Here is a 21,073-nt window from a genome sequence, read left to right as displayed (position 1 = left end):
GCAGTGGCTCGGACAGGTCGGTGAACTCCGCGGCGTCCTCGGCGGTCAGCGGGTGACGGTGAGCAGGTCTCCGGGCTGACAACCGAGCGCATCGCAGACGGCGGTCAGGGTGCTGAAGCGGATGGCGCGGACGTGCCCGTTCTTCAGCTTGGACAGGTTCACGATCGAGACACCGACGCGGTCGGCGAGCTCGGTCAAGGTCATGCCCCGCTCCTCGAGGAGCGCGTCGAGGTGCACCACCACCCGGTGGGCCTCTGGGGTGCCCCGGTCGCTCATACGGTCTGGTCCGCCTCCTCCTGGAGCAGCACCGCTCGTCGGAGGAGCCGAGCCGTGGTGAGCACGCCGAACGAGACCACGACGAGCGCGACAGAGACGCCCGGCTGGAACAGCGGGTAGGTCCAGGTCTGGCGCGGCACCACCGCGTCGAGGACGACTCCGCGGCCTGCAGCGGCGAGGAAGGGCCAGAGAGCGGACATGACCAGCATGAACCAGCCGAGCCGCTGCACGCGGCGGGCGAAGGCGACGGTGAACGGTCCGCTCCGTCGCCCGACCCGGATCGCCGCGCGGAGCAGGACGAGGGAGCCGACACCGAAGACGAGGTCGCCGACGGGCTGGAGCGCTGACGCGGTTTTCTGGAAGAGGGTCGGATCGTCGATGCAGACCCTCACCTCCTCGGCGATCACCGAACCGACGTCCCGCCGGATGTCTCTCTGCGAGACGCCGGTCGAGCTCGGGACCGCCTCGTTGCTCACCAGCGCACACGCAGTCGGGTCGCCGATCGTCGCGATCGAGATGTCGGCCCGCCCGTCCACGACGACCCCGACGACCCCGATGACGGCGAAGAGGAGCAGGAAGGCCACGAGCACGAAGAGCAGGAACGAGACGATGGTCTCGATCGGACCGAAGGGGTCGGGTCGGCGCTGCGACGACGGCATCCGCACCCTCCTTCCCATAACGTTTGTCGTTGTTAACGACAGACGTTAAGCCACCGGAGGCTCGTCCGCCAGAGGGCGAGACCGGCGATCAGCACCCGTGCGCGACGTACGGCACCGATGGGTACCGCCCCGGTGACGCCGCCCCACCTGGCCGGCGGGAACCGAGGAGGATGCATGAGCGAGCAGCACCCCGACGCCCCCGCAGAGGGCGCCACGACCCCTGCCGGCGAGCCGGACCCCGAACGCCAGGAGGTGGCCGAGCTCCAGGACCGGCTCGACGCCGAGGCCGACGGCGACGGGCTGGCAGCGGAGGCCGGCAAGGGCGAGGAGACCGGTCTCGCGGAGGGCTGAGGGCCCGGCCTGGGCCTCAGCCGACGTGCGGGCAGGACGGCCGCGGCGGCCGGGCCCGCACCCTAGGGGCGACCGACAGGGCCACGCCCTGGGTCGCCGACGGAGCCGGCACCCCGGAGCACCAGCACCCCGTAGCCGACGAAGACCACCGAGATCCCCGCTGCCGCGAGGTCTCCGGGACCGTCTGCGCTCAGGATCGCGGTGAAGTCGGCGAGGGCGTGGACGAGGACGAGCGGCGCCAGCCAGGAGAACCTGAGCTGGAAGGCCGCGAGCGCGAATCCGTAGCACCCGGACGCGAGGACGTTGAGGAGGATGTCGGAGGCGCCGCGGCTCGTAGTGGCGAACGCGGAGAGGTGCTGCAGGCCGAACAGTGCCGCAGTGGTCACCACCGCCGCACCCGGACGGAAGGAACGCCGCATCCGCTCCAGGACCACCCCGCGGCTGACGAGCTCCTCGTTCACCCCGACCAGGAGCAGGGTGAGCGCCCAGAGCCCGAACCCGGGCGGCTCTTCGGCGAGCCCGGCGGGAAGCAGCCACCACAGCGCCTCTGCCAGAGGCACGAGCAGCAGCAGTGCCGCCGTCCGGCCTCGCCAGACGGTCGTCAGACCGATGCGCCGCCACAGACCGAAGTAGGTGACGAGCGCCGCGGCGAACACGACGCAGAGCGCATTGGCGAAGAGGCCGGCGTACCAGCCGGCGATGCCGAGGAGATCTGCGAGTGCGAGCGCGAGGAGGATCACGCCGAAGCGGGCGAGGTGCACCGCGGTCCCGAAGGCGAGCGCGCGACGTTGCTCTCCGGTGACGGGCACCCGACCAGTCTCGGTGCGTCACGTGACACGACGACCCACTCGGCGCGTCGATCCCGGGCGCGCCGGCTGAACACGACGTGACGAGCCGCGCCCGAACCGGCCCGGACCTCAGGTGTCGGCTGCGCGCTCCACGAGCAGGGCCTGGAAGCGGTGGAGCGCGGGAACCGCCGCGGCGAGTGCCCGACGGTCGTCCTCAGCCAGGCGCGAGAGCAGCTCCTCGAGCACGCCCTGCCGGTGCTCCGCCCACGCGGCCAGGCGCTCATGGGCCGCCGGGGTCAGGTGCAGCTCGGCCACCCGCCGATCCCGCCGCCGCTGGCGCCGGTCGAGCAGCGCGGCAGCCTCGAGGTCGCGCACGAGCGTCGACACCGTGTTCGGCGCGAGCTGGAGCTCGTCGGCCGCCTCGGCGACGGCGACCCCGGGACGTCGCTCCACCAGCCGCAGCACGTCCACCTGCGCATCGGGGAGGCGGGGCAACGCGTACCCCACCGCGACCGCTCGGCGCAGCAACCGGAACATCGGCCCCACCGCTGGCGGGAGCGCCCGCGCCAGGTCGTCGGCGCGCGCAGAGATGGTCACCGCCGCAGGCTATCGGCGTGACGGACCACTCACCGGACACATCTGTCACAGAGGTTATGGTGAGGGTCGCCTAAGCAAGGTTCGCCTTACCTAAACTGCATCGCCGCCAAGGAGCTGCCATGACCCACCGCTCATCACTGCCCGCCCTCCCCGGCCTCGCCGGCCTCCTCGTCGCAGGCCTGGCGCTCACCGCATGTGGCGAGGACGCCGAGGCGGCCAAGGTCGACGGGCCCTCGATCACCGTCGAGCACGCGCAGGGCGAGACCGAGGTGCCGCTCGACCCCTCGAAGGTCGTCGTCTACGACATGGGCGTCCTCGACACGATCGACACGCTGGGGGGCGAGGTGGCCGGCGTCCCGCAGGACTTCCTCCCGGACTTCCTCGCGGAGTACGCCGGCGAGGAGTACCTGGACGCGGGCACCCTCTTCGAGCCCGACTACGAGGCGGTCAACGCTGCCGAGCCGGATCTCATCATCGTGGCCGGCCGCTCGGCCGAGGCGTACGGCGAGCTCAGCGAGATCGCACCGACCATCGACCTCACCCTGGACGCGGACGACTACCTCGGCAGCTTCGAGGAGCAGACCGAGACCCTCGGTGAGATCTTCGAGAAGGAGGAGGAGGCACGCCAGGCGCTGGACGCGCTCGAGGCCAAGACCGAGGAGGTCCGCGCCGAGACCGCGGACGCCGGCGACGGTCTCTTCCTGCTGACCACGGGCGGCGAGATCTCGGCGTACGGCGCCGGCTCACGCTTCGGCAACATCATCCACGACGTGCTCGGCGTCGAGCCCGCCGACACCGACATCGAGGCCGACACCCACGGCGAGGCGGTCTCCTTCGAGTACGTCGCCGAGACCGACCCCGCGTGGCTCTTCGTCCTGGACCGCGACGTGGCCACCGGTGAGAGCGAGGGCGGCGCCGCACAGGCGGTGCTCGACAACGAGCTCGTGGCGGGGACCCGGGCCTGGCAGGACGACCAGGTCGTCTACCTCGACCCGGCTCGTTGGTACGTCGTCGGCTCCGGCCTCTCCACGGTCGACGCGATGGTCACCGAGATCCAGGAGGCCGTGCGCTGATGGCCGGGAAGGCGTGGGCGTCACCGCGGGCCGCCGCCGCGGTGGCCGCGGTGCTCGCCCTCGCCGTGACCAGCCTCTTCGTCGGGGTCGCCGACCTGCGCCCGTGGCACCTGCTCGACGGCGGCCCCGAGGGCGACGCCGGACGGCTGCTCGCGGTGAGCCGGCTGCCACGGACGCTCGCGATCGTGCTGACCGGCATGGCTCTCGGCGTCGTCGGCCTGATCATGCAGATGCTGTCACGGAACCGGTTCGTGGAGCCCTCCACGGCCGGCACGGTGGAGTTCGCCGGCCTCGGCATCCTGCTCGCCACCATCCTGGCGCCCGCCGCGTCGCTACTCACCAAGATGGCGGTCGCCACGCTCTGCGCCCTGGTCGGGACGGCCGTCTTCCTTCGTCTGCTCCGCGCCATCCCGGCCCGGTCGGCGCTGGTCGTCCCCCTGGTCGGCCTGACGCTCGGCGGCGTCGTGGCTGCGGTCTGCACGTTCCTCGCCTTCCGCCACGACCTCCTGCAGTCCCTCGGCTCGTGGATGAACGGCGACTTCTCCGGCGTCGTCCGCGGCCGCTACGAGCTGCTGTGGCTGGTCGGCGCGCTGACCGTGGCCGCCTATGTCGTCGCGGACCGGTTCACCGTCGTGGGCATGGGCCAGGAGCTGGCCACCAACCTCGGGGTCGACCACGGCCGCGTGCTCGCCCTCGGCCTGGCCATCGTCTCGGTGACGACGGCGGTGACGGTCGTGACCGTGGGTGCCATCCCCTTCCTGGGCCTCGTGGTGCCGAACATCGCCGCCCTGATCGTGGGTGACAACCTGCGCCGGTCGATCCCGTGGGTCGCCCTCCTCGGCGCAGGCATGGTGCTGGCCTGCGACGTGGTGGGGCGCGTGGTCCGCCAGCCCTATGAGATCCCCGTGGGGACGGTCGTCGGCGTCGTCGGCAGCGTGCTCTTCCTCTACCTGCTCCTGCGCCGGCCGGTGCCCCGTGTCGCCTGACGTGGCAGCCGGGCCGGTCGCCGGGCCGGTCGCCGGGCCGGTCGCCACTCCCCCAGCCCTGCGCCCCGCCCAGCCACGTCGGCCGCGCCCGGCGTACCGCCTGACGGGCCTCGCCATCCTCACCCTCACGGCCTGCGCGCTCTTCCTCGTGCTCGACGTCGAGGGGAGCTGGTCCTTCGTGCTCGAGCGACGGATCACCACGCTCGCCGCCATGACCCTCGTCGGGTACGCCGTGGCGGTCTCGACCGTGCTCTTCCAGACCATCACCCACAACCGCATCCTCACCCCGGGGATCATGGGGTTCGACGCGCTCTACGTGCTGCTCCAGTCGGTGCTCGTCATCGCCCTCGGCTCGCACACGAGCGGCACGTTCGACGGCCCGCTGCGGTGGGCGCTCGAGGTCGGGCTGATGGTCGGCGCGAGCGCCCTGCTCTTCCGCTGGCTCTTCCTCGGCCAGCGGCGGGACCTGTACCTGCTGGTCCTGGCCGGCGTCGTCCTCGGCACCCTCTTCCGCAGCCTCTCCGCGTTCGTGCAGCGACTGCTCGACCCCAACCAGTTCGTGGTCCTGCAGCAGCGCCTCTTCGCCAGCTTCACCGGCGTGGACGAGGAGCTGCTCGGCCTCTCCGCCGCCCTCGTGGCGGCCGTGTCCGTCGTGGCCTGGTCCCTGCGACGCAGCTTCGACGTGCTCGCGCTCGGCCGCGAGGCCGCGACCAGCCTCGGGGTCGACCACCGCCGCACCGTCGGCCTCGTGCTCGTGCTGGTGGCCACGCTCGTCGCCGTGTCCACGGCGCTCGTCGGTCCGGTGACCTTCTTCGGACTGCTCGTGGCGAACCTGGCGTACGCCGTCGTCGGCACTCCGCGGCACCGCTGGACCCTTCCGGCGGCGGCGCTGCTCGGGGTCCTGGCGCTCGTGGGCGGCCAGACGCTGCTGGAGCACGTACTGGGCCTGGCGACGCCGGTCAGCGTCGTCATCGAGTTCCTCGGGGGGCTGACGCTCCTCGTCCTGCTGGTGAGAGGAGCACGCACGTGATCGAGGTCGCCGGCGTGACCAAGTCCTACGGCGCCGTCCGGGTGGTCGACGACGTCTCGTTGCGGGTCCCGGTCGGCGGCATGACGTCGCTGATCGGGCCCAACGGGGCGGGCAAGTCCACCCTGCTGTCGATGGTCGCCCGCCTGCTGCCCGTCGACTCCGGGCGGATCACGGTCGACGGCATCGACGTCAACCGCGCCTCCTCCGCGGAGGTCGCGCGGCGGCTGGCGATCCTGCGCCAGGACAACCACGTGCCGCTGCGGCTGACCGTCCGCGAGCTCGTGGCCTTCGGCCGCCACCCGCACAGCCGGGGACGCACCGGTCCGGCCGACGCCGAGCACGTCGCGCGGGCGCTGCGGCACGTGAGCCTGCTCGACCTGGCCGACCGCTACCTCGACGAGCTCTCCGGCGGGCAGCGGCAGCGGGCGTTCGTGGCGATGGTGCTCTGCCAGGACACCGACTACGTGCTGCTCGACGAGCCGCTGAACAACTTGGACATGAAGCAGTCCGTCGAGGTGATGCGGCTGCTGCGGCGGGCGGTCGACGAGCTGGGCAAGACGGTGGTCCTCGTGCTCCACGACATCAACGTCGCCTCGGCGCACTCCGACCGGATCGTCGCCATGCGCGCGGGCCGGGTGGCCGCTGACGGCACCCCTCGTGAGGTGCTGTCCCCGGACGTGCTCCGCGACGTCTACGACCTCGACATCGACGTGCACGAGGTGGGTGGCCACCGCTTCGGCCTCTACTGGACCTGACCAACGGGGCCGTCGGACCACGACCGACGGCACGAGGCACGACGGGCCCGGCCGTCCGCAGCAGCGGTCGGCCGGGCCCGTGCCCTGAGGATGTCTCAGGAGGCGATCAGCGGAGGTCGAACCGGTCGAGCTCCATGACCTTGGTCCACGCGGCGACGAAGTCGGTCACGAACTTCTCGCGTGCGTCACCGCTGGCGTAGACCTCGGCGAGCGCCCGCAGCTGGGAGTTGGAGCCGAAGATGAGGTCCACCGCGGTGGCGGTCCACTTCAGCTCGCCCGTCGCGGCGTCGCGGATGTCGTAGACGTTCTCCTCCGACTCCGAGGCCTTCCACTGCGTGCCGGGGGCCAGCAGGTTCACGAAGAAGTCGTTGCTGAGCACGCCCGGACGGTCGGTGAGCACCCCGTGCTGGACCCCACCGACGTTGTTGCCGAGCGCGCGGAGGCCCCCGACGAGGACGGTCATCTCCGGCGCCGTCAGGTCGAGCATGTAGGCCCGCTCGACCAGGAGGACCTCGGGCTGCTGCTTCTCGCCGGACCGCAGGTAGTTGCGGAAGCCGTCGGCACGCGGCTCGAGCACGCGGAAGGACTCCACGTCGGTCTGCTCCTGCGTCGCGTCGGTGCGGCCGGCCCGGAACGGGACGGTCACCTCGACGCCGGCGTCCCGCGCCGCCTTCTCCACCGCAGCGGAGCCGGCCAGGACGATCAGGTCGGCCAGGGAGACCTGGGCGCCGCCGCGGGCGTTGAACTCGCCCTGGATCCCCTCGAGCTTCGCGAGCACCGCCGCGAGCTGCTCGGGCTGGTTGGCGGCCCAGCTGCGCTGCGGCTCGAGGCGGATGCGTGCGCCGTTGGCGCCACCGCGCTTGTCGGTGGAGCGGAACGACGCGGCCGAGGCCCACGCGGTCGAGACCAGCTCGGAGACGGACAGACCGGAGTCGAGCACCGCCGACTTCAGCGCGGCGACGTCGGCGTCACCGATCAGCTCCCCCTGCACCGGGGGAACCGGGTCCTGCCACAGCTGCGGCTCGGGGACCCAGGGGCCGAGGTAGCGCTCGATGGGGCCCATGTCGCGGTGGAGCAGCTTGTACCAGGCCTTGGCGAAGGCCTGCGAGAACTCGTTCGGGTTCTCCAGGAAGCGGCGCGAGATCTTCTCGTACTCCGGGTCGAAGCGCAGCGCGAGGTCACTGGTCAGCATCGTGGGCTTGCGCTTCGGCGAGTCCGCGGTCGGGCCGGGGACGATCTCCTCGGCGTCCTTGGCGACCCACTGCCACGCGCCCGCGGGGCTCTTCTCCAGCTCCCACTCGTACCTGAAGAGGAACTTGAAGAAGTCGTTGCTCCACCGGGTGGGCGTGGAGGTCCAAGTGACCTCCAGGCCGGAGGTGATCGCGTCGGCGCCCTTGCCCGAGCCGAACCCGCTCTTCCAGCCCAGGCCCTGCTCCTCGATCGGCGCGGCCTCCGGCTCCGGGCCGACCAGGTCGGCGTCACCGGCGCCGTGGGTCTTGCCGAAGGTGTGCCCACCGGCGATGAGGGCGACGGTCTCCTCGTCGTTCATCGCCATCCGGGCGAAGGTCGTGCGGATGTCGCGGGCCGAGGCCAGCGGGTCCGGGTTCCCGTTCGGGCCCTCGGGGTTGACGTAGATGAGGCCCATCTGCACCGCACCGAGGGTCTCGTCGAGCTCGCGGTCGCCGGCGTACCGCTCGTCGCCCAGCCAGGTGTCCTCGGGGCCCCAGATGATCTCCTCCGGCTCCCAGATGTCCTCGCGGCCGAAGCCGAAGCCGAAGGTCTGGAAGCCCATGTCCTCCAGCGCGACCGTGCCGGCGTAGACCAGCAGGTCGGCCCAGGAGATCTTCTGGCCGTGCTTCTGCTTGACCGGCCACAGCAGGCGGCGGGCCTTGTCGATGTTGGCGTTGTCGGGCCAGCTGTTGAGCGGGGCGAAGCGCTGGGAGCCCTCGCCCGCGCCGCCACGGCCGTCGAAGATCCGGTAGGTGCCGGCGGCGTGCCAGCTCATCCGGATGAAGAGGCCGCCGTAGTGGCCGAAGTCGGCCGGCCACCAGTCCTGCGAGGCGTTGAGGACCTCGACGATGTCGCGCCGCAGCTCCTGCAGGTCGAGCTTCTTGAACTCCTCGGAGTAGTCGAAGTCCGGACCCAGCGGGTTGCTCTTGGAGGAGTGTGCGTGCAACGGGGACAGGTCGAGGCTGTTGGGCCACCAGTCCTTGTTGGTGTGCGGACGGCGGTTGGTCGCCGGCGTCGGCGAGTCGATCGCGGGGTTCTCGCTCTCGCTGCCGTGGGCAGCGGCGGAGTCGTGCATGACCGGGCAGCCGCCCTCGGCCTTCCGGTCCACCCCCTGCGGGCTGACGGGGGCGTTCTCGTCCTGGGTCATCTACTTCCTTCCGGTGGCGGTGCGGTTCGGGGAGTCAGACAGTGGTGGTGCGGGCGGCCGCGCAACCGGGGCAGGTGCCCCAGTACACGACCTCCGCCTCCTCGACCGTGAAGCCGTGGTCCTCGGAGGCGGTGAGGCAGGGAGCGTGGCCGACGGCGCAGTCGACGTCGGCGATGGCGCCGCAGGAGCGGCACACGACGTGGTGGTGGTTGTCGCCCACGCGCGTCTCGTAGCGAGCGGTCGCGCCGGCCGGCTGGATGCGGCGGACCAGGCCCGCGCCGGTGAGGGCGCGCAGCACGTCGTACACCGCCTGGTGCGAGACCTTCTCCAGCTCGTCGCGGACCAGCTGGATCAGCGACTCGGTGTCGAGGTGCGGGTGCTCGTGGACCGCGGCGAGCACGGCCAGCCGCGGACGCGTCACCCGCAGCGACGCCTCGCGCAGCATCGTCGTGAAGTCGGGCGCCGGCATGGGCGCCATCATGCACGGTTTCCTTGAACAGTTCAAGACTGCGGTGGTGTGCGGCCTGCCGGTGCGGAGTTGTCAGGGCCCCGCACCCGGACCACCCTGGGCGCATGCACCGACACGAGCCGAGCGACGACGAGATGTTCGAGCCGTCCAGCTGGGAGGAGCGGTACGCCGGCGAGGCGCAGGTCTGGAGCGGCCGCCCCAACCCGCAGCTGGTCGCCGAGGCGTCCGCCCTCACCCCCGGCACGGCTCTCGACGTCGGCTGCGGCGAGGGCGGCGACGTCATCTGGCTGGCTCAGCAGGGATGGACCGTGACCGGCGCCGACTTCTCCGTCAACGGCCTCGCCCGCGCCGCCCGGCACGCCGAGCAGGCGGGGGTCGCCGACCGCACCGACTGGTGGCAGGTCGATGCCCGGACCTTCGACCCGGCGGGCCGCTCCTACGACCTGGTCACCACCCACTTCCTGCACCCGCCGGACGGCGGGATGGTGGAGGTGACGCGCCGGCTGGCCGGTGCCGTCGCGCCGGGCGGGCACCTGCTCGTCGTCGGCCACGCACCGTCGGAGCTGTCCAACCAGCACTCCGAGAGCCGGCACCGTGCGATGTTCGTCGCCGAGGAGCTGCTGCCGGCGCTGCCGGAGGACTTCGAGGCGCTCGTGGTCGAGCAGCGGCCGCGCACCGTCACCCGCGACGGGCTGACGGTCGAGATCGACGACTCGACCCTGCTCGCGCGCCGCCGCCCCGCGGCTCAGCAGGCGTAGGAGCTCCTGGCCAGCGGCGCCCCGGACCGCACCTGGCGCCCGCGGTCGAGCGACCAGGCGCGCTGCCAGTCCGAGTCCACCTGTGCCCCGGCCATCTCCGCCCGCTCCCCCACCAGGCTCAGCCGCGGCACGAGCCGGGTCCCGAGCTGGGCGCGCGCGTCCTTCACCGTGGCGACGGGCTGGCCGTCACGGAACCAGGTGACGTGCCGACGGCCCACCTCGACGGCCATGTTGAACGGCGTCTCGGCCAGGCGCACGTCCCCGAGGGTCCGCCGCCAGACCGCGCCCCGCGGCTGCGACCGCACGCCGACACCGAGCCCCGGCGTACCCATGGTGACGTCCGCGACGACGATGCTGCGCGGCGAGCAGGCGGTCACCGGCGCGCCCGGCGGCACCAGCTCGAGGAGGAAGCGGTACGGGCGACCGGCGCCCTCCCACACGTGGCCCTGCAGGCGGAACTCCCACCGGCCGCGGACCTGCGTGTTGCGGCGCAGGGTCGCCGTGGTGGTGCCGAGGTCACCGACGCCGCCGTGCTTCAGCTTGCTCTGCAGCACCAGCCCCCCGTTGAAGGGCACGGCGCGTCCGGTGCCGTCGGAGGTGTCGCGCCAGCCCCCGCGCAGGCGGGTGCCCTTCGAGGGCGGGGCGTCGAGGTCCTGCCCGCGCTCCCAGGCGAAGTCGAACAGGGAGGCGCCCCACCCGTGGCGCTCGCTGGCCGTGGGGCGCAGCGGGCTGCGGGCGGCGACCCGCTGGCCGGGTGCCGGCGCCACCGGGCGTGCGGCGGCCTCGCGGGAGAGGTCGAGCCCGAGCAGGTCCCCCAGGTCCGGCAGGCCGAGGACCGAGAAGTACGCCGGGAACGACGGGTACCAGCCGATCGCGCTGCGCCCCCGGGTCCACCGCTCCTGCCGCGCCCGGAGCACCCGCTGCCCGAGCAACGGCGCCTCGACGCGGAACCGCGCGTGGCCCTCGGCGTCCGTGACGCCGGTGTCGATCGTCCGCCACCCGCTTCCGCCGACCCGCTCCTGCAGGTGCACGGTGCGGCCGGGCAGCGGCGGCGGGGTCCCGAGCGCCGACCGCACCGCCGGGGTGGTGTCCGCGACGACCGTGAAGGGCAGCAGCGGGGCGATGGCGTGGAACGGCAGGTCCGCGTCGCGGCCCGCCAGGCTGAGGGTGATCTCCTGCGGTCGGGCGTTGAAGAGGTAGGACGAGGTGGCCAGCCTCCCGGCGGCGACCCGGTAGCTGATCTTGAACATCGACGGCGCCGGGAAGACGAAGTCGAAGTCGCCCCGCGCGTCGGTGCGGAACGACGTGCCGGGGACGTCCAGCCACCGGTCGCCGGGGCGGTTCATGTGCGACTGCAGGTGCACCGCCCGGCGCCCCGTGCGACCGATGTTCCCGCGGAACCGGACCGCCTGGCCGGCCACGTGCACCGTCGGCGTCACCGACAGCGACCGGGCCGCCAGCCGCGCCGCCGCCGGTTCCTCGGCGTACGCCGGAGCGGTGGCGTGGGCGAGCACCGGGAGGAGGGCACCCAGCAGAGCCCCCAGGGTGGACGCCACGAGGGCGCGTCGAACGTGCGGCCGGAGCCTCCGGCGGGCCGAGAGTGTCACCGCGCGATCCTCTCCGGCGGCGGCGCTGCACGCTGTCGATCGCGGGGAGTGTGACCGAACGGACGACCGGGCGGATGGCCCAGCCGGCGACCCGAACCGCCCAGTGGACGACCCAGTGGACGACCGGGCCGACAGGTCAGCCGACCGCCGTCGGGGTCAGCAGCTGGTCGACCGGGGCGAAGTCGTCGGTGAGCACCGGCGAGTCGCCCACCCAGCCGGCCAGGTCCCCGTCGGCGCGCACCTGCCAGCCGGTCCCGCGGGCGTCCAGCGCCGCCTGGACCGCGTCGACGTCGATCGACCGGTCCGAGGCGACCGCCACCAGGTTCCCCCCGTCGGTCCTGCGGAACGCGCCGGGACGGGCGAGGAGGGCGACGTGCTCGAAGGCGTCGGCGAAGGTGGCCACCTCAGCCCGCGCGAAGGCCAGCGGCCCGTGGTCGATGAGGTTGGCGACGTACACGCCGTCGGGGCGCAGCACCCGCCGCACCTCGCCGATCGCCTCGCGGGTGGTCAGGTGCCACGGCACGCTCACGCCCCCGAACGCGTCGCCCACCACCAGGTCGCGACTGTCGGTCGGGAGCCGGTCGAGACCGAGCCGGCCGTCCTCCACCCGCACCTGGAGGTCCGGACCGGTCTCGAGCTCCAGCTGCTCGCGGTCGATCGCGACCACGCCGGGGTCGATCTCCGAGACCAGGCTCTCGCTGCCGGGGCGGACCTCGGCGAGGTAGCGCGGGAAGGTCAGCCCGCCGCCGCCGAGGTGGTACGCCGCCAGCGGCGCGCCCGCGGGCCAGGCGGTGTCGACGACCGAGGCGATGGCCTGGACGTACTCGAACTCGAGGTGGGTCGGGTCCTCGAGGTCCACGTAGGAGTGGCGCAGCCCGTCCATGACGAGGACCCGGCCGTCGGGCCGTTCCTCGTCGGCCACCACGCGGGCGCAGTGGTAGCGGGTCTCGACGTCGCAGCCGCCCGGCGCGACGAGCGCCGTCAACCCGGCCAGACCGGTCGCCCCGACCAGCAGCGCCACGGTCGGGGCGGCCGCGCGCCAGCCGCGCAGGCGCAGCTCGACGAGGACCGCGGCGGCCACGAGCAGCGCGCCGAGCCCGACGAGGATGCCGCTGACCGGCACCGTCGAGACCAGGACGAAGCCGGTGAGCACGGTGCCGACGATCGACCCGGCCGTGCCGATGCCGGACAGGCGCCCGACGACCGTCCCGGTCAGCTCGAGCGTCGTCAGCGCCAGCTTGGTGACCATCGGCGTGACCGCCGAGAGCAGCGCCCCGGGGACACCGATGGTGAGCACGGTCGCCGGCATCAGCAGCCCGCCCGAGCCGGTCTCGGCGGCGCCCCGGACGAGGAAGGGCGTGGCGGCGGCCACGACGCCGGAGAGGCCCAGCAGCGGCGCCAGCGCACGCCGTGGGTCGACCAGGTCGGCCGCCCGGCCGCCCGCCCACGAGCCCACGGCGATCGCGGTCAGGGCGAGGCCGATGACCAGGGTGCTGGTCTCGAGGGTGAGCCCGAGGTACGGCGCGAGCAGCCGCAGCGCGACCAGCTCGACGACGAGCACCCCGGCCGAGGAGCCGAAGACCAGCGCGGCCGACTCGCGGGGCCCCGGCACCCCGGGACGCACTCGATCGGCCACCGGGTCAGCCCACCCGGTCGATGACGAGCGGGCCGGGCGCCACCTCGGTGCCGGCCGGCGCCACGTCGTACCCGCCGTCGAGGGAGGCCAGGGCCCGCTCGAAGCGGTGCTCGTCGTCGGTGAGCAGGGTCAGCAGCGGCTGGCCCTCGGTCACCGGGTCGCCCGGGCGGGCGTGCCAGACGACGCCGGCGCCCGCCTGCACGGGGTCCTCCTTGCGGGCGCGGCCCGCGCCGAGCCGCCAGGCGGCCATGCCGACCGCCATCGCGTCGAGCCGGGCGAGGACGCCGGTCGAGGGGGCGACGACGACGTGCTGCTCCCGCGCGGTGGGCAGCGGGGCGTCGGGGTCCCCGCCCTGGGCGCGGATCATCGCCTTCCAGGCGTCCATCGCCGAGCCGTCGGCCAGCCGGTCGGCCGGGTCGACGTCGGTGACCCCGGCGCCGGTCAGCATCTCCCGGGCCAGCGCCAGGGTGAGCTCCACGACGTCCGCCGGCCCCCCACCGGCGAGCACCTCGACCGACTCGGCGACCTCCACGGCGTTGCCGGCGGTCAGCCCGAGCGGCGTGCTCATGTCGGTGAGCAGGGCGGTGGTGCGGACGCCGGCGTCGGTCCCGAGCGCGACCATGGTCTCGGCGAGCTCGCGGGCGCGCTCGGCGTCCTTCATGAACGCACCGGTGCCGACCTTGACGTCGAGCACCAGGGCGCCGGTGCCCTCGGCGATCTTCTTGCTCATGATCGAGGAGGCGATGAGCGGGATCGCCTCGACGGTGCCGGTGACGTCGCGCAGGGCGTAGAGCTTCTTGTCGGCCGGCGCGAGCCCGTCGCCGGCGGCACAGATGACCGCGCCGACGGTGTCGAGCTGCTCGAGCACCTCGGCGTTCGACAGCGAGGCCCGCCAGCCGGGGATCGACTCGAGCTTGTCGAGCGTCCCCCCGGTGTGGCCGAGCCCGCGGCCGGAGAGCTGCGGCACGGCGACCCCGCAGGCAGCGACCAGCGGCGCCAGCGGAAGCGTGATCTTGTCGCCGACCCCGCCGGTGGAGTGCTTGTCGGCGGTGGGCCGGGACAGCGAGGAGAAGTCCATCCGCTCCCCCGACGCGATCATCGCGGCCGTCCAGCGGGCGATCTCCGACCGCTCCATGCCGTTGAGCAGGATCGCCATGGCCAGCGCCGACATCTGCTCGTCGGCGACCTCTCCTCGCGTGTACGCGTCGACGACCCAGTCGATCTGGCTGTCGCTGAGCGCCCCGCCGTCGCGCTTGGCGACGATCACCTCGACCGCATCATGCACGTTCCCCACCTCCGACGCGCACCCTACGGAACCCTCGGAGCACGAAGGTCTCCCGGCTCTCCGGCTCGCCGACCAGTGCCAGGCCGGGGAACCGCTCCAGCAGGGCGGTCAGCGACTCCACGAGCTCCATGCGGGCGAGCGGGGCGCCCAGGCAGAAGTGCACGCCCGCGCCGAAGGCGACGTGCGGGTTGGGGTCCCGCGCGAGGTCCATCTCGTCGGGGCGGTCGAAGGCCGCCGGGTCGCGGTTGGCCGCGCCGAGCAGCGCCGCGACCTTCCGTCCCTCCTCGACGACCACGCCGCCGACCTCGACGTCCTCGGTCGCGGTCCGCTCGAAGAGCTGCAGCGCGGAGTCGAAGCGGAGCATCTCCTCGACGGCGAGCGCGACGGTCTCCGCGTCCAGCGCTGCCGGCCGCAGGCCTCGTCGCAGCATCGCCACCATGCCGTTCCCGAAGACGTTGACCGACGCCTCATGGCCGGCGTTGAGCAGCAGGACGACGGCGGCCACGACCTCGTCGTCGGAGAGGTCGGTCGCCGCGAGGTCGCTGATCAGGTCGGTCCGTGGGGCCGCGCGGCGCTCCCGGACCAGCTCGCGGACCAGCCCGGCGAAGTCCGTCGCCGCGGCCACGGCCTCGTCGACGACGGCTTGCGCCGGCGACACCTCGTACATCCGGACGATCGCCTGCGACCAGTCCCGCAGGTCGTGGGTGTGGGTCGCCGGGACACCGAGGAGGTCGGCGATCACGAGCACCGGGAGCGGCTCGGCGTACTCCCCGATCACGTCGAAGCCGGCGGGGTCCACCTCGTCGAGCAGCTGGGCCGACAGCTCCCGGACCCGGGGCCGCAGCCGCTCGACGTGGCCGCGGTTGAACGCACCGGCGACCATCCGCCGCATCCGGGTGTGGACGGGTGGCTCGTTCTCCATCATCTGGTTGCGGTGCAGGGCGTTGAACGGCTCGAGGTACGCCGCCGGCTCCCTGTCCCGCCAGATCCGCCCGAGCCGGCGGTCCCTCAGCACCGCGCCCACGGCCGCATGGCCGAAGGCCAGGACGGTGCCGCTCGGCTGGTGCTCGGCCACCGGGTGGGCGGCGCGCTCCGCCGCGAAGACCGGGTAGGGGTCGGCGACCACCGAGGGGTCCGTGAGGTCGATCGAGGTCGCGGGCCTCTCGGGGGCGGGATCCACGTCAGCTCCTTGCTCGGGCGGGGCGCACGCCGGACAGCGCACACACGACAGGCCCCGGACCGGTCGTCGACCGGTCCGGGGCCGTCCATTGTCGCCCCTGCCCCTCAGGGAGTCTTCGGCGCGCCACCCCGTCCGTCGCCGTGCCGCCAGAAGTTCGCCTCCGGCGCCGAGCCCTTGAACGACCTGTCCCCGCTGCGCGTGCACGTCGCCGGCTTGGTCCCCCGGTCACAGGTCTCCTTCCACACCAGGCCGCGGAAGGTGTAGCCGTGGAAGCCACGCTCGCAGTAGGCGTACGCCTTCGGCGGCACCTTGAAGGAGATGCCCGACGTCTCGGTCGTGCTGGTGCTGTACGACACCGAGCCCGTGACACTGCCCTTGAGCTTGGCGAAGATCGCCCGCGCCTCGGTCTCCACCGTGACGCTGGTGCCGAACTGCCAGGTCGTCGTCTTCGAGTGCTCGCACGTGGCGTTTTCCGGCACCGTCGCGCTCTCGTTGTGGAAACGGGCGCGGTAGTCGATCCGCACCTTGTCCTTGATCGAGTAGAGCTTCGCGCAGTTGCGCCAACCGATGCCGCCGTGGGCCTTCCACTTCGTGCACCGCTTCTTGCGCAGCGGCTCAGCGGCCTTCTTCGCCGCCGCGGGCTCGGCGGCCGCGTCGGCACCGGTGCCGGTGGGCGCCGCCGTGGCGGTGCCGGCACCGGCGGCGAGCCCGACACAGAGGGCGAGGACCAGCATCGCGGCCAGCGCCGCCGCCGAGGACGCCGACTTCTGGAGGAGTGAGGGAGACATGGCGGGAACTGTAAAGTAAAAAAACCCGCGTGGGCAGTCCCCTGGCCAGCCCCGGTCAGCCCCTCGGTCAGCCCCTCGTCAGCGCAGGTCGTCGGCGCCGAACGCGTCCGGGAGCACCTCGGCCATCCGCTTGAGCCCCGACACCGTCCACAGCTCGAGCTCGGGACCGCCGTTCTCCCACAGCAGCTGGCGGCACCGGCCGCACGGCATGATGACCGCGCCCTCACCGTCGACGCAGACGAAGTGGGTGAGCCGCCCGCCACCGGTGCGGTGCAGCTGGCTGACCAGCCCGCACTCGGCGCACAACGCCACGCCGTACGCCGCGTTCTCCACGTTGCAGCCCGAGACGACGCGGCCGTCTTCGACCCGCGCCGCCGCCCCGACGCGGTAGCCCGAGTACGGCGCGTAGGCGAGCCGCATCGCCTCGACCGCCTCGGCGCGCAGGGCAGCCCAGGCGGGGTCGTCGTCGAGCCCGCCCGCCGCTCGGTCACTCACCGGCAGGTCGGCCACTAGCCGACCGAGCCCTTGCGATAGACCTGGCCGTCGGCTGCCGGCATCCGTAGTCGTTGCGAGGCGAAGGCCAGGACCAGCAGCGTGATGACGTACGGCGTCATCTGGCTGAAGTCACCGGGGACGGAGTCGATGGAGAGGTAGACCAGCCCCGCCGCCAGGGCCCCGGCGACGGCGAAGACGCCGGCCCCGATCCGCTTGGCCCGCAGCTGCCAGACGGCGACACCGACGGCGAGCACGGCGACCGCCAGGAGCAGGGCGTGCACCGAGTCGCCACCACCGCGCAGTCCGAGCGTCTCGGTGTAGCCGAACAGGCCCGAACCGGCCAGCACGCCGCCGGGTCGCCAGTTGCCGAAGATCATCGCGGCGAGGCCGATGTAACCGCGGCCGCCCGTCTGGCCGTCCCGGTAGTTGCTGGCGGCGACCAGCGCCAGGAAGCCACCGGCCAGCCCGGCCAGCCCACCCGAGATGAGCACGGCGGTGAACTTGTAGCGGAGCACCGCGACGCCCAGCGACTCTGCGGTCGAGGGGCTCTCGCCGCACGAACGCAGCCGAAGGCCGAACGTCGTGCGCCACAGCACGACGTAGCTGCCGACGAAGAGGAGCAGCGCGAGGAGCACCAGGAACGAGACGTTGGTGGTGACCGCCCGCAGCGCGGCAGCCACCTGGGAGACGAAGAACAGGTCGCGCTCCTCCACGCCACGGAGCCCGTCGCTGACCGGCCCGATCGTCAGGCTGCCGACGTCAGGGAGCTTCGGCGACTGCGTCGACCCGCCTCCGGGCAGGCCGGTGAAGGTGAGACCCGCGAGGTACTGCACCGCACCGAGGGCGATGATGTTGATCGCGACGCCCGAGATGATGTGGTCGACACCGAACCCCACGGTGGCGACCGCGTGGATCAGGCCACCGATGGCGCCCATCAGCACCGCACCGGCGACACCGGCCCAGGCGCCGTAGTGGTAGCCGAAGAAGCCGGCCCCGTAGGTGCCGAGGATCATCATCCCCTCGAGGCCGATGTTGACCACGCCGGCGCGCTCGGACCAGAGCCCGCCGAGCCCCGCCAGGGCGATCGGGACGGTGGCGATGAGGGTGGCGCGGAGCGTGCCGGCCGAGGCGAGCGCCTCGACACCGGTGACCAGCTGGAGCAGCGCCAGGACGAAGATCACCGCGGCGACGATGACGACCCACGCCCACGGCGAGAGGCGGCCGCTCGCCCGGCGGGCCCGCAGGACCCGCGAGCGCAGGCCGCCGGTCGCGCGGTCGCGTGAGGCGGGGGACGTCGTGCGCGTGCTCATGCGTGGGCCTCCTCGTTGTCGCCGGACGGCCGGTCGAGCGCGGCGGCCACCGCCTTCTGCTCCATGCGCACGCGGTAGCGCCGCACGAGCTCGTAGGAGATGACGACCGCCAGGACGATCACGCCCTGGGTGATCGCCACGATGTCGCTGGAGACGCCGACCAGGATCTGCAGCGGGTTCGACTGCTCGTCGAGGAAGGCGAAGAGCAACGCGCCCAGCGCGATCCCCACCGGGTGGTTGCGGCCGAGGAGGGCGATCGCGATGCCGGCGAACCCGAGCCCGGACTGGAAGGTCGAGCCGTAGCTGTAGGCGTCGCCGAAGAGGATGGGCAGGCCCACGAGCCCGGCGACCGCACCGGACAGCAGCATCGCGACGATGATCATCCGCCGCACGCTGATCCCGCTGGCCACGGCGGCCGTCGCCGAGTCGCCGGTCGCCCGCAGGTCGAAGCCGAACCGGGTGCGCCCCAGCACGAACCAGTAGAGGAACCCCGCCAGGGCGGCGATGACCACGAAGCCGTAGATCTCCACCCCGGCCGAGCCGCCGATGGAGATACCGCCGATCCGGGCGCCCTCGGGGATCTCGGCCGTGCCGACGATGTTGCTGCCCGGCTCGCGGACCGCGACCCGGCGCAGCAGGTAGGCCACCAGACCGGTGGAGATGGCGTTCAGCATGATCGTGGAGATGACCTCGCTGACCCCGCGGGTCGCGCGCAGGACACCTGCGATGCCTGCCCACGCGGCACCGACGAGCATCGCGACCACGATCGCGAGCGCCGTGCCGAGGTAGCCCGGCAACCAGGCCTCGCCGGCCACCACGGCGGCGGCGAACGCCGCGATCCGGTACTGCCCGTCGACACCGATGTTGAACAGGTTCATCCGGAACCCGATGGCCACCGCGAGGCCCGAGAGGTAGAGGACTGCGCCGTTGTTGACGATGTTGGCGACGTTCCGCGGCTCGGGCGGGGTCAGTATCGTCGACCACACCTCCCCGGCGGGGTCACCGGCGACGACGAGCACCACGCTGGTGATGAGGAACGCCGCGACCAGCGCCAGTGCCGGCGCGGCCAGGCCCAGCAGCAACCGCGCGGGCCGGCCGCTCACGCGACACCCTCCGCGCCGGCGCCGGTCATGGCGGAGCCGAGGCGCTCGGGCGTGACGTCCGAGGGGTCGAACTCACCGACGAGGCGGCCTCGCAGGATCACCTGGATCCGGTCCGAGAGGCCGATCAGCTCGTCGAGGTCGGCGGAGATGAGCAGCACGGCAAGGCCCTCTCGACGGGCGGCGCGGATGTGGTCCCAGATCGCGGCCTGGGCGCCCACGTCGACGCCACGGGTGGGGTGGGCGGCGATGAGCAGCACGGGGTCGCCGCTCATCTCGCGGCCGACGATCAGCTTCTGCTGGTTGCCGCCGGAGAGCGCACGGGCCACGGTGTCCGGTCCCGGCGTGCGGACGTCGTACTCCTCGATGATCCGCAGGGTGTCCTGGCGCGCGGCGCGACGGTCGATGAGCCCGCGGCGGGCGCTCGGCGGGCGGGTCTGGTGGCCGAGCACCCGGTTCTCCCACAGGGGCGAGTCGAGCAGCAGCCCGTGCCGGTGCCGGTCCTCGGGGATGTACCCGATCCCGGCCTCGCGGCGAGCGCCGGTGCCCAGGGCGGTGAGGTCGGCTCCCGCGAGCTCGATGGTGCCGGTCGCACCGGACCGCATGCCCATCAGCGACTCCACGAGCTCGGCCTGGCCGTTGCCCTCGACCCCCGCGAGGCCCAGCACCTCGCCCCGGTGGATGTCGAAGGAGACGCCGTCGACGAGCGGCCGGCCACCGGCGCCGGGGAGCCGGAGGTCACGGACCCGCAGCAGCACCTCGTCGGTGACGGTGGAGCGCTCGGAGGACGGCGACGGCAGCTCCGAGCCCACCATGAGCTCGGCGAGCTCGCGAGCGGTGACGTCGGCCGGGTCGACGGTCGCGACCGTCGTGCCGCGGCGGATGACGGTGATGGTGTCGGCGACGCCGAGCACCTCGTCGAGCTTGTGGGAGATGAAGATGACGGAGAGTCCCTCGGACTTGAGGCCCCGGAGGTTCTCGAAGAGCTCGTCGACCTCCTGCGGCACCAGCACCGCGGTCGGCTCGTCGAGGATGACGACCCGGGCACCGCGGTAGAGCACCTTGAGGATCTCGATCCGCTGTCGGTCGCCGACGCCGAGCTCCTCGACCAGGACGTCGGGGTCCACGTCCAGTCCGTAGGCCTCCGACAACCGGCGGATCTCGGCTCGCGCCGCGCCGCCGATGCCGTGCAGCTTCTCCGCGCCGAGCACGACGTTCTCGAGCACCGTGAGGTTGTCGGCGAGCATGAAGTGCTGGAAGACCATGCCCACGCCCTGGGCGATCGCGTCCGCCGGCGAGGAGAGCCGGACCTGCTTCCCGCCGATCTCGATCGTCCCCGAGTCGGGCGCCTGCACGCCGTAGAGGATCTTCATCAGCGTCGACTTGCCGGCGCCGTTCTCGCCGACGATCGCGTGGATGGTGCCCACCTCGACGTCGATGTTGACGTCGTCGTTGGCGATCACGCCGGGGAAGCGTTTGCCGATCCCCCGCAGCCGGACGGCCGGCGCGCGGCCGGCTCCTTCGGGGGCTGCGGTCGCTGCGCTGTCACTCAC

The 21,073-nt window shown here is 72.9% G+C and carries 21 protein-coding genes; 6 read left to right on the top strand and 15 right to left on the bottom strand.

Annotated features, from left to right (window positions below; all coding sequences use genetic code 11):
- Positions 1-45: 45 nt before the first annotated feature.
- Positions 46-276 carry a helix-turn-helix domain-containing protein gene (locus ACSMHG_RS08280; RefSeq protein ID WP_435743582.1) on the bottom strand — a complete coding sequence of 77 codons (231 nt, stop codon included), beginning with the start codon at positions 274-276 and terminating at the stop codon, positions 46-48.
- On the bottom strand, positions 273-935 hold the full coding sequence (locus ACSMHG_RS08275; protein ID WP_435743580.1) for a DUF2975 domain-containing protein: 663 nt from the start codon (positions 933-935) through the stop codon (positions 273-275). Before ACSMHG_RS08275 ends, ACSMHG_RS08280 begins: the two co-directional genes overlap by 4 nt.
- 174 nt (positions 936-1,109) lie before the next feature.
- Here ACSMHG_RS08275 and ACSMHG_RS08270 point away from each other — a divergent pair, with 174 nt between their 5' ends.
- On the top strand, positions 1,110-1,286 hold the full coding sequence (locus tag ACSMHG_RS08270) for a hypothetical protein (protein ID WP_435743578.1): 177 nt from the start codon (positions 1,110-1,112) through the stop codon (positions 1,284-1,286).
- Positions 1,287-1,348: 62 nt separating this feature from the next.
- Here the strand turns inward: ACSMHG_RS08270 and ACSMHG_RS08265 are convergent, their stop codons facing one another.
- Together ACSMHG_RS08265 and ACSMHG_RS08260 are read right to left on the bottom strand one after the other, a co-directional pair.
- A complete protein-coding gene (locus tag ACSMHG_RS08265; protein WP_435743576.1) occupies positions 1,349-2,095 on the bottom strand; it encodes a CPBP family intramembrane glutamic endopeptidase in 747 nt (248 codons plus the stop codon).
- A gap of 108 nt (positions 2,096-2,203) precedes the next feature.
- A complete protein-coding gene (locus ACSMHG_RS08260; protein WP_435743574.1) occupies positions 2,204-2,671 on the bottom strand; it encodes a MarR family winged helix-turn-helix transcriptional regulator in 468 nt (155 codons plus the stop codon).
- A gap of 119 nt (positions 2,672-2,790) precedes the next feature.
- Here ACSMHG_RS08260 and ACSMHG_RS08255 point away from each other — a divergent pair, with 119 nt between their 5' ends.
- The 4 genes from ACSMHG_RS08255 to ACSMHG_RS08240 are packed head-to-tail and all read left to right on the top strand — an operon-like array spanning position 2,791 to position 6,515.
- Positions 2,791-3,744 carry a siderophore ABC transporter substrate-binding protein gene (locus ACSMHG_RS08255; protein WP_435743572.1) on the top strand — a complete coding sequence of 318 codons (954 nt, stop codon included), beginning with the start codon at positions 2,791-2,793 and terminating at the stop codon, positions 3,742-3,744.
- The gene (locus ACSMHG_RS08250; RefSeq protein WP_435743570.1) at positions 3,744-4,730 is read left to right on the top strand and encodes an ABC transporter permease; all 987 of its coding nucleotides are present in this window, start codon (positions 3,744-3,746) and stop codon (positions 4,728-4,730) included. Before ACSMHG_RS08255 ends, ACSMHG_RS08250 begins: the two co-directional genes overlap by 1 nt.
- 1 nt (position 4,731) lies before the next feature.
- Positions 4,732-5,760 carry an iron chelate uptake ABC transporter family permease subunit gene (locus ACSMHG_RS08245; RefSeq protein WP_435743568.1) on the top strand — a complete coding sequence of 343 codons (1,029 nt, stop codon included), beginning with the start codon at positions 4,732-4,734 and terminating at the stop codon, positions 5,758-5,760.
- The gene (locus tag ACSMHG_RS08240) at positions 5,757-6,515 is read left to right on the top strand and encodes an iron ABC transporter ATP-binding protein (protein WP_435743566.1); all 759 of its coding nucleotides are present in this window, start codon (positions 5,757-5,759) and stop codon (positions 6,513-6,515) included. The genes ACSMHG_RS08245 and ACSMHG_RS08240 overlap by 4 nt, the downstream gene beginning before the upstream one ends.
- Before the next feature lie 106 nt (positions 6,516-6,621).
- On the opposite strand, the gene katG is transcribed toward ACSMHG_RS08240, so the two are convergent.
- Together katG and ACSMHG_RS08230 are read right to left on the bottom strand one after the other, a co-directional pair.
- Entirely contained in the window at positions 6,622-8,892 is a 2,271-nt protein-coding gene (gene katG, locus ACSMHG_RS08235) for a catalase/peroxidase HPI (protein ID WP_435743564.1), read from the bottom strand.
- A 34-nt stretch (positions 8,893-8,926) separates the two neighbouring features.
- Complete coding sequence (locus ACSMHG_RS08230) at positions 8,927-9,373, bottom strand: Fur family transcriptional regulator (RefSeq protein WP_435743562.1); 447 nt, start codon at positions 9,371-9,373, stop codon at positions 8,927-8,929.
- Between the two features lie 92 nt (positions 9,374-9,465).
- Between ACSMHG_RS08230 and ACSMHG_RS08225 the strand changes: the two genes are divergently transcribed.
- Positions 9,466-10,119 (top strand): class I SAM-dependent methyltransferase, encoded by a 654-nt coding sequence (locus tag ACSMHG_RS08225; protein ID WP_435743560.1) that lies wholly within the window; start codon positions 9,466-9,468, stop codon positions 10,117-10,119.
- Here the strand turns inward: ACSMHG_RS08225 and ACSMHG_RS08220 are convergent.
- From ACSMHG_RS08220 to ACSMHG_RS08180, 9 genes are all read right to left on the bottom strand, one after another.
- Positions 10,107-11,675, bottom strand: a complete 1,569-nt coding sequence (locus ACSMHG_RS08220) for a hypothetical protein (RefSeq protein WP_435743558.1) — start codon at positions 11,673-11,675, stop codon at positions 10,107-10,109. The two genes, ACSMHG_RS08225 and ACSMHG_RS08220, sit on opposite strands and share 13 nt — an antisense overlap.
- A 187-nt stretch (positions 11,676-11,862) precedes the next feature.
- Positions 11,863-13,362, bottom strand: a complete 1,500-nt coding sequence (locus ACSMHG_RS08215; RefSeq protein ID WP_435743556.1) for a fused MFS/spermidine synthase — start codon at positions 13,360-13,362, stop codon at positions 11,863-11,865.
- A gap of 4 nt (positions 13,363-13,366) precedes the next feature.
- Positions 13,367-14,656: a thymidine phosphorylase gene (locus tag ACSMHG_RS08210; protein ID WP_435743554.1), complete on the bottom strand. Its 1,290-nt coding sequence runs from the start codon at positions 14,654-14,656 to the stop codon at positions 13,367-13,369.
- The gene (locus ACSMHG_RS08205) at positions 14,640-15,827 is read right to left on the bottom strand and encodes a cytochrome P450 (protein ID WP_435743552.1); all 1,188 of its coding nucleotides are present in this window, start codon (positions 15,825-15,827) and stop codon (positions 14,640-14,642) included. The genes ACSMHG_RS08210 and ACSMHG_RS08205 overlap by 17 nt, the downstream gene beginning before the upstream one ends.
- 104 nt (positions 15,828-15,931) lie before the next feature.
- Positions 15,932-16,615, bottom strand: a complete 684-nt coding sequence (locus tag ACSMHG_RS08200) for a hypothetical protein (RefSeq protein WP_435743550.1) — start codon at positions 16,613-16,615, stop codon at positions 15,932-15,934.
- Positions 16,616-16,693: 78 nt separating this feature from the next.
- Positions 16,694-17,110 (bottom strand): cytidine deaminase, encoded by a 417-nt coding sequence (locus ACSMHG_RS08195; RefSeq protein ID WP_435743548.1) that lies wholly within the window; start codon positions 17,108-17,110, stop codon positions 16,694-16,696.
- A 14-nt stretch (positions 17,111-17,124) separates the two neighbouring features.
- Entirely contained in the window at positions 17,125-18,420 is a 1,296-nt protein-coding gene (locus tag ACSMHG_RS08190; protein WP_435743546.1) for an ABC transporter permease, read from the bottom strand.
- Positions 18,417-19,523 carry an ABC transporter permease gene (locus ACSMHG_RS08185; protein WP_435743544.1) on the bottom strand — a complete coding sequence of 369 codons (1,107 nt, stop codon included), beginning with the start codon at positions 19,521-19,523 and terminating at the stop codon, positions 18,417-18,419. The genes ACSMHG_RS08190 and ACSMHG_RS08185 overlap by 4 nt, the downstream gene beginning before the upstream one ends.
- A complete protein-coding gene (locus ACSMHG_RS08180) occupies positions 19,520-21,073 on the bottom strand; it encodes an ABC transporter ATP-binding protein (RefSeq protein WP_435743542.1) in 1,554 nt (517 codons plus the stop codon). Before ACSMHG_RS08180 ends, ACSMHG_RS08185 begins: the two co-directional genes overlap by 4 nt.

This window comes from Nocardioides ureilyticus (genome assembly GCF_051280745.1).
In the GTDB taxonomy this organism is placed as follows: domain Bacteria; phylum Actinomycetota; class Actinomycetes; order Propionibacteriales; family Nocardioidaceae; genus Nocardioides.
Note: the sequence above shows the minus strand (reverse complement) of the source record. Positions and strands in the feature narration are given on the sequence as shown.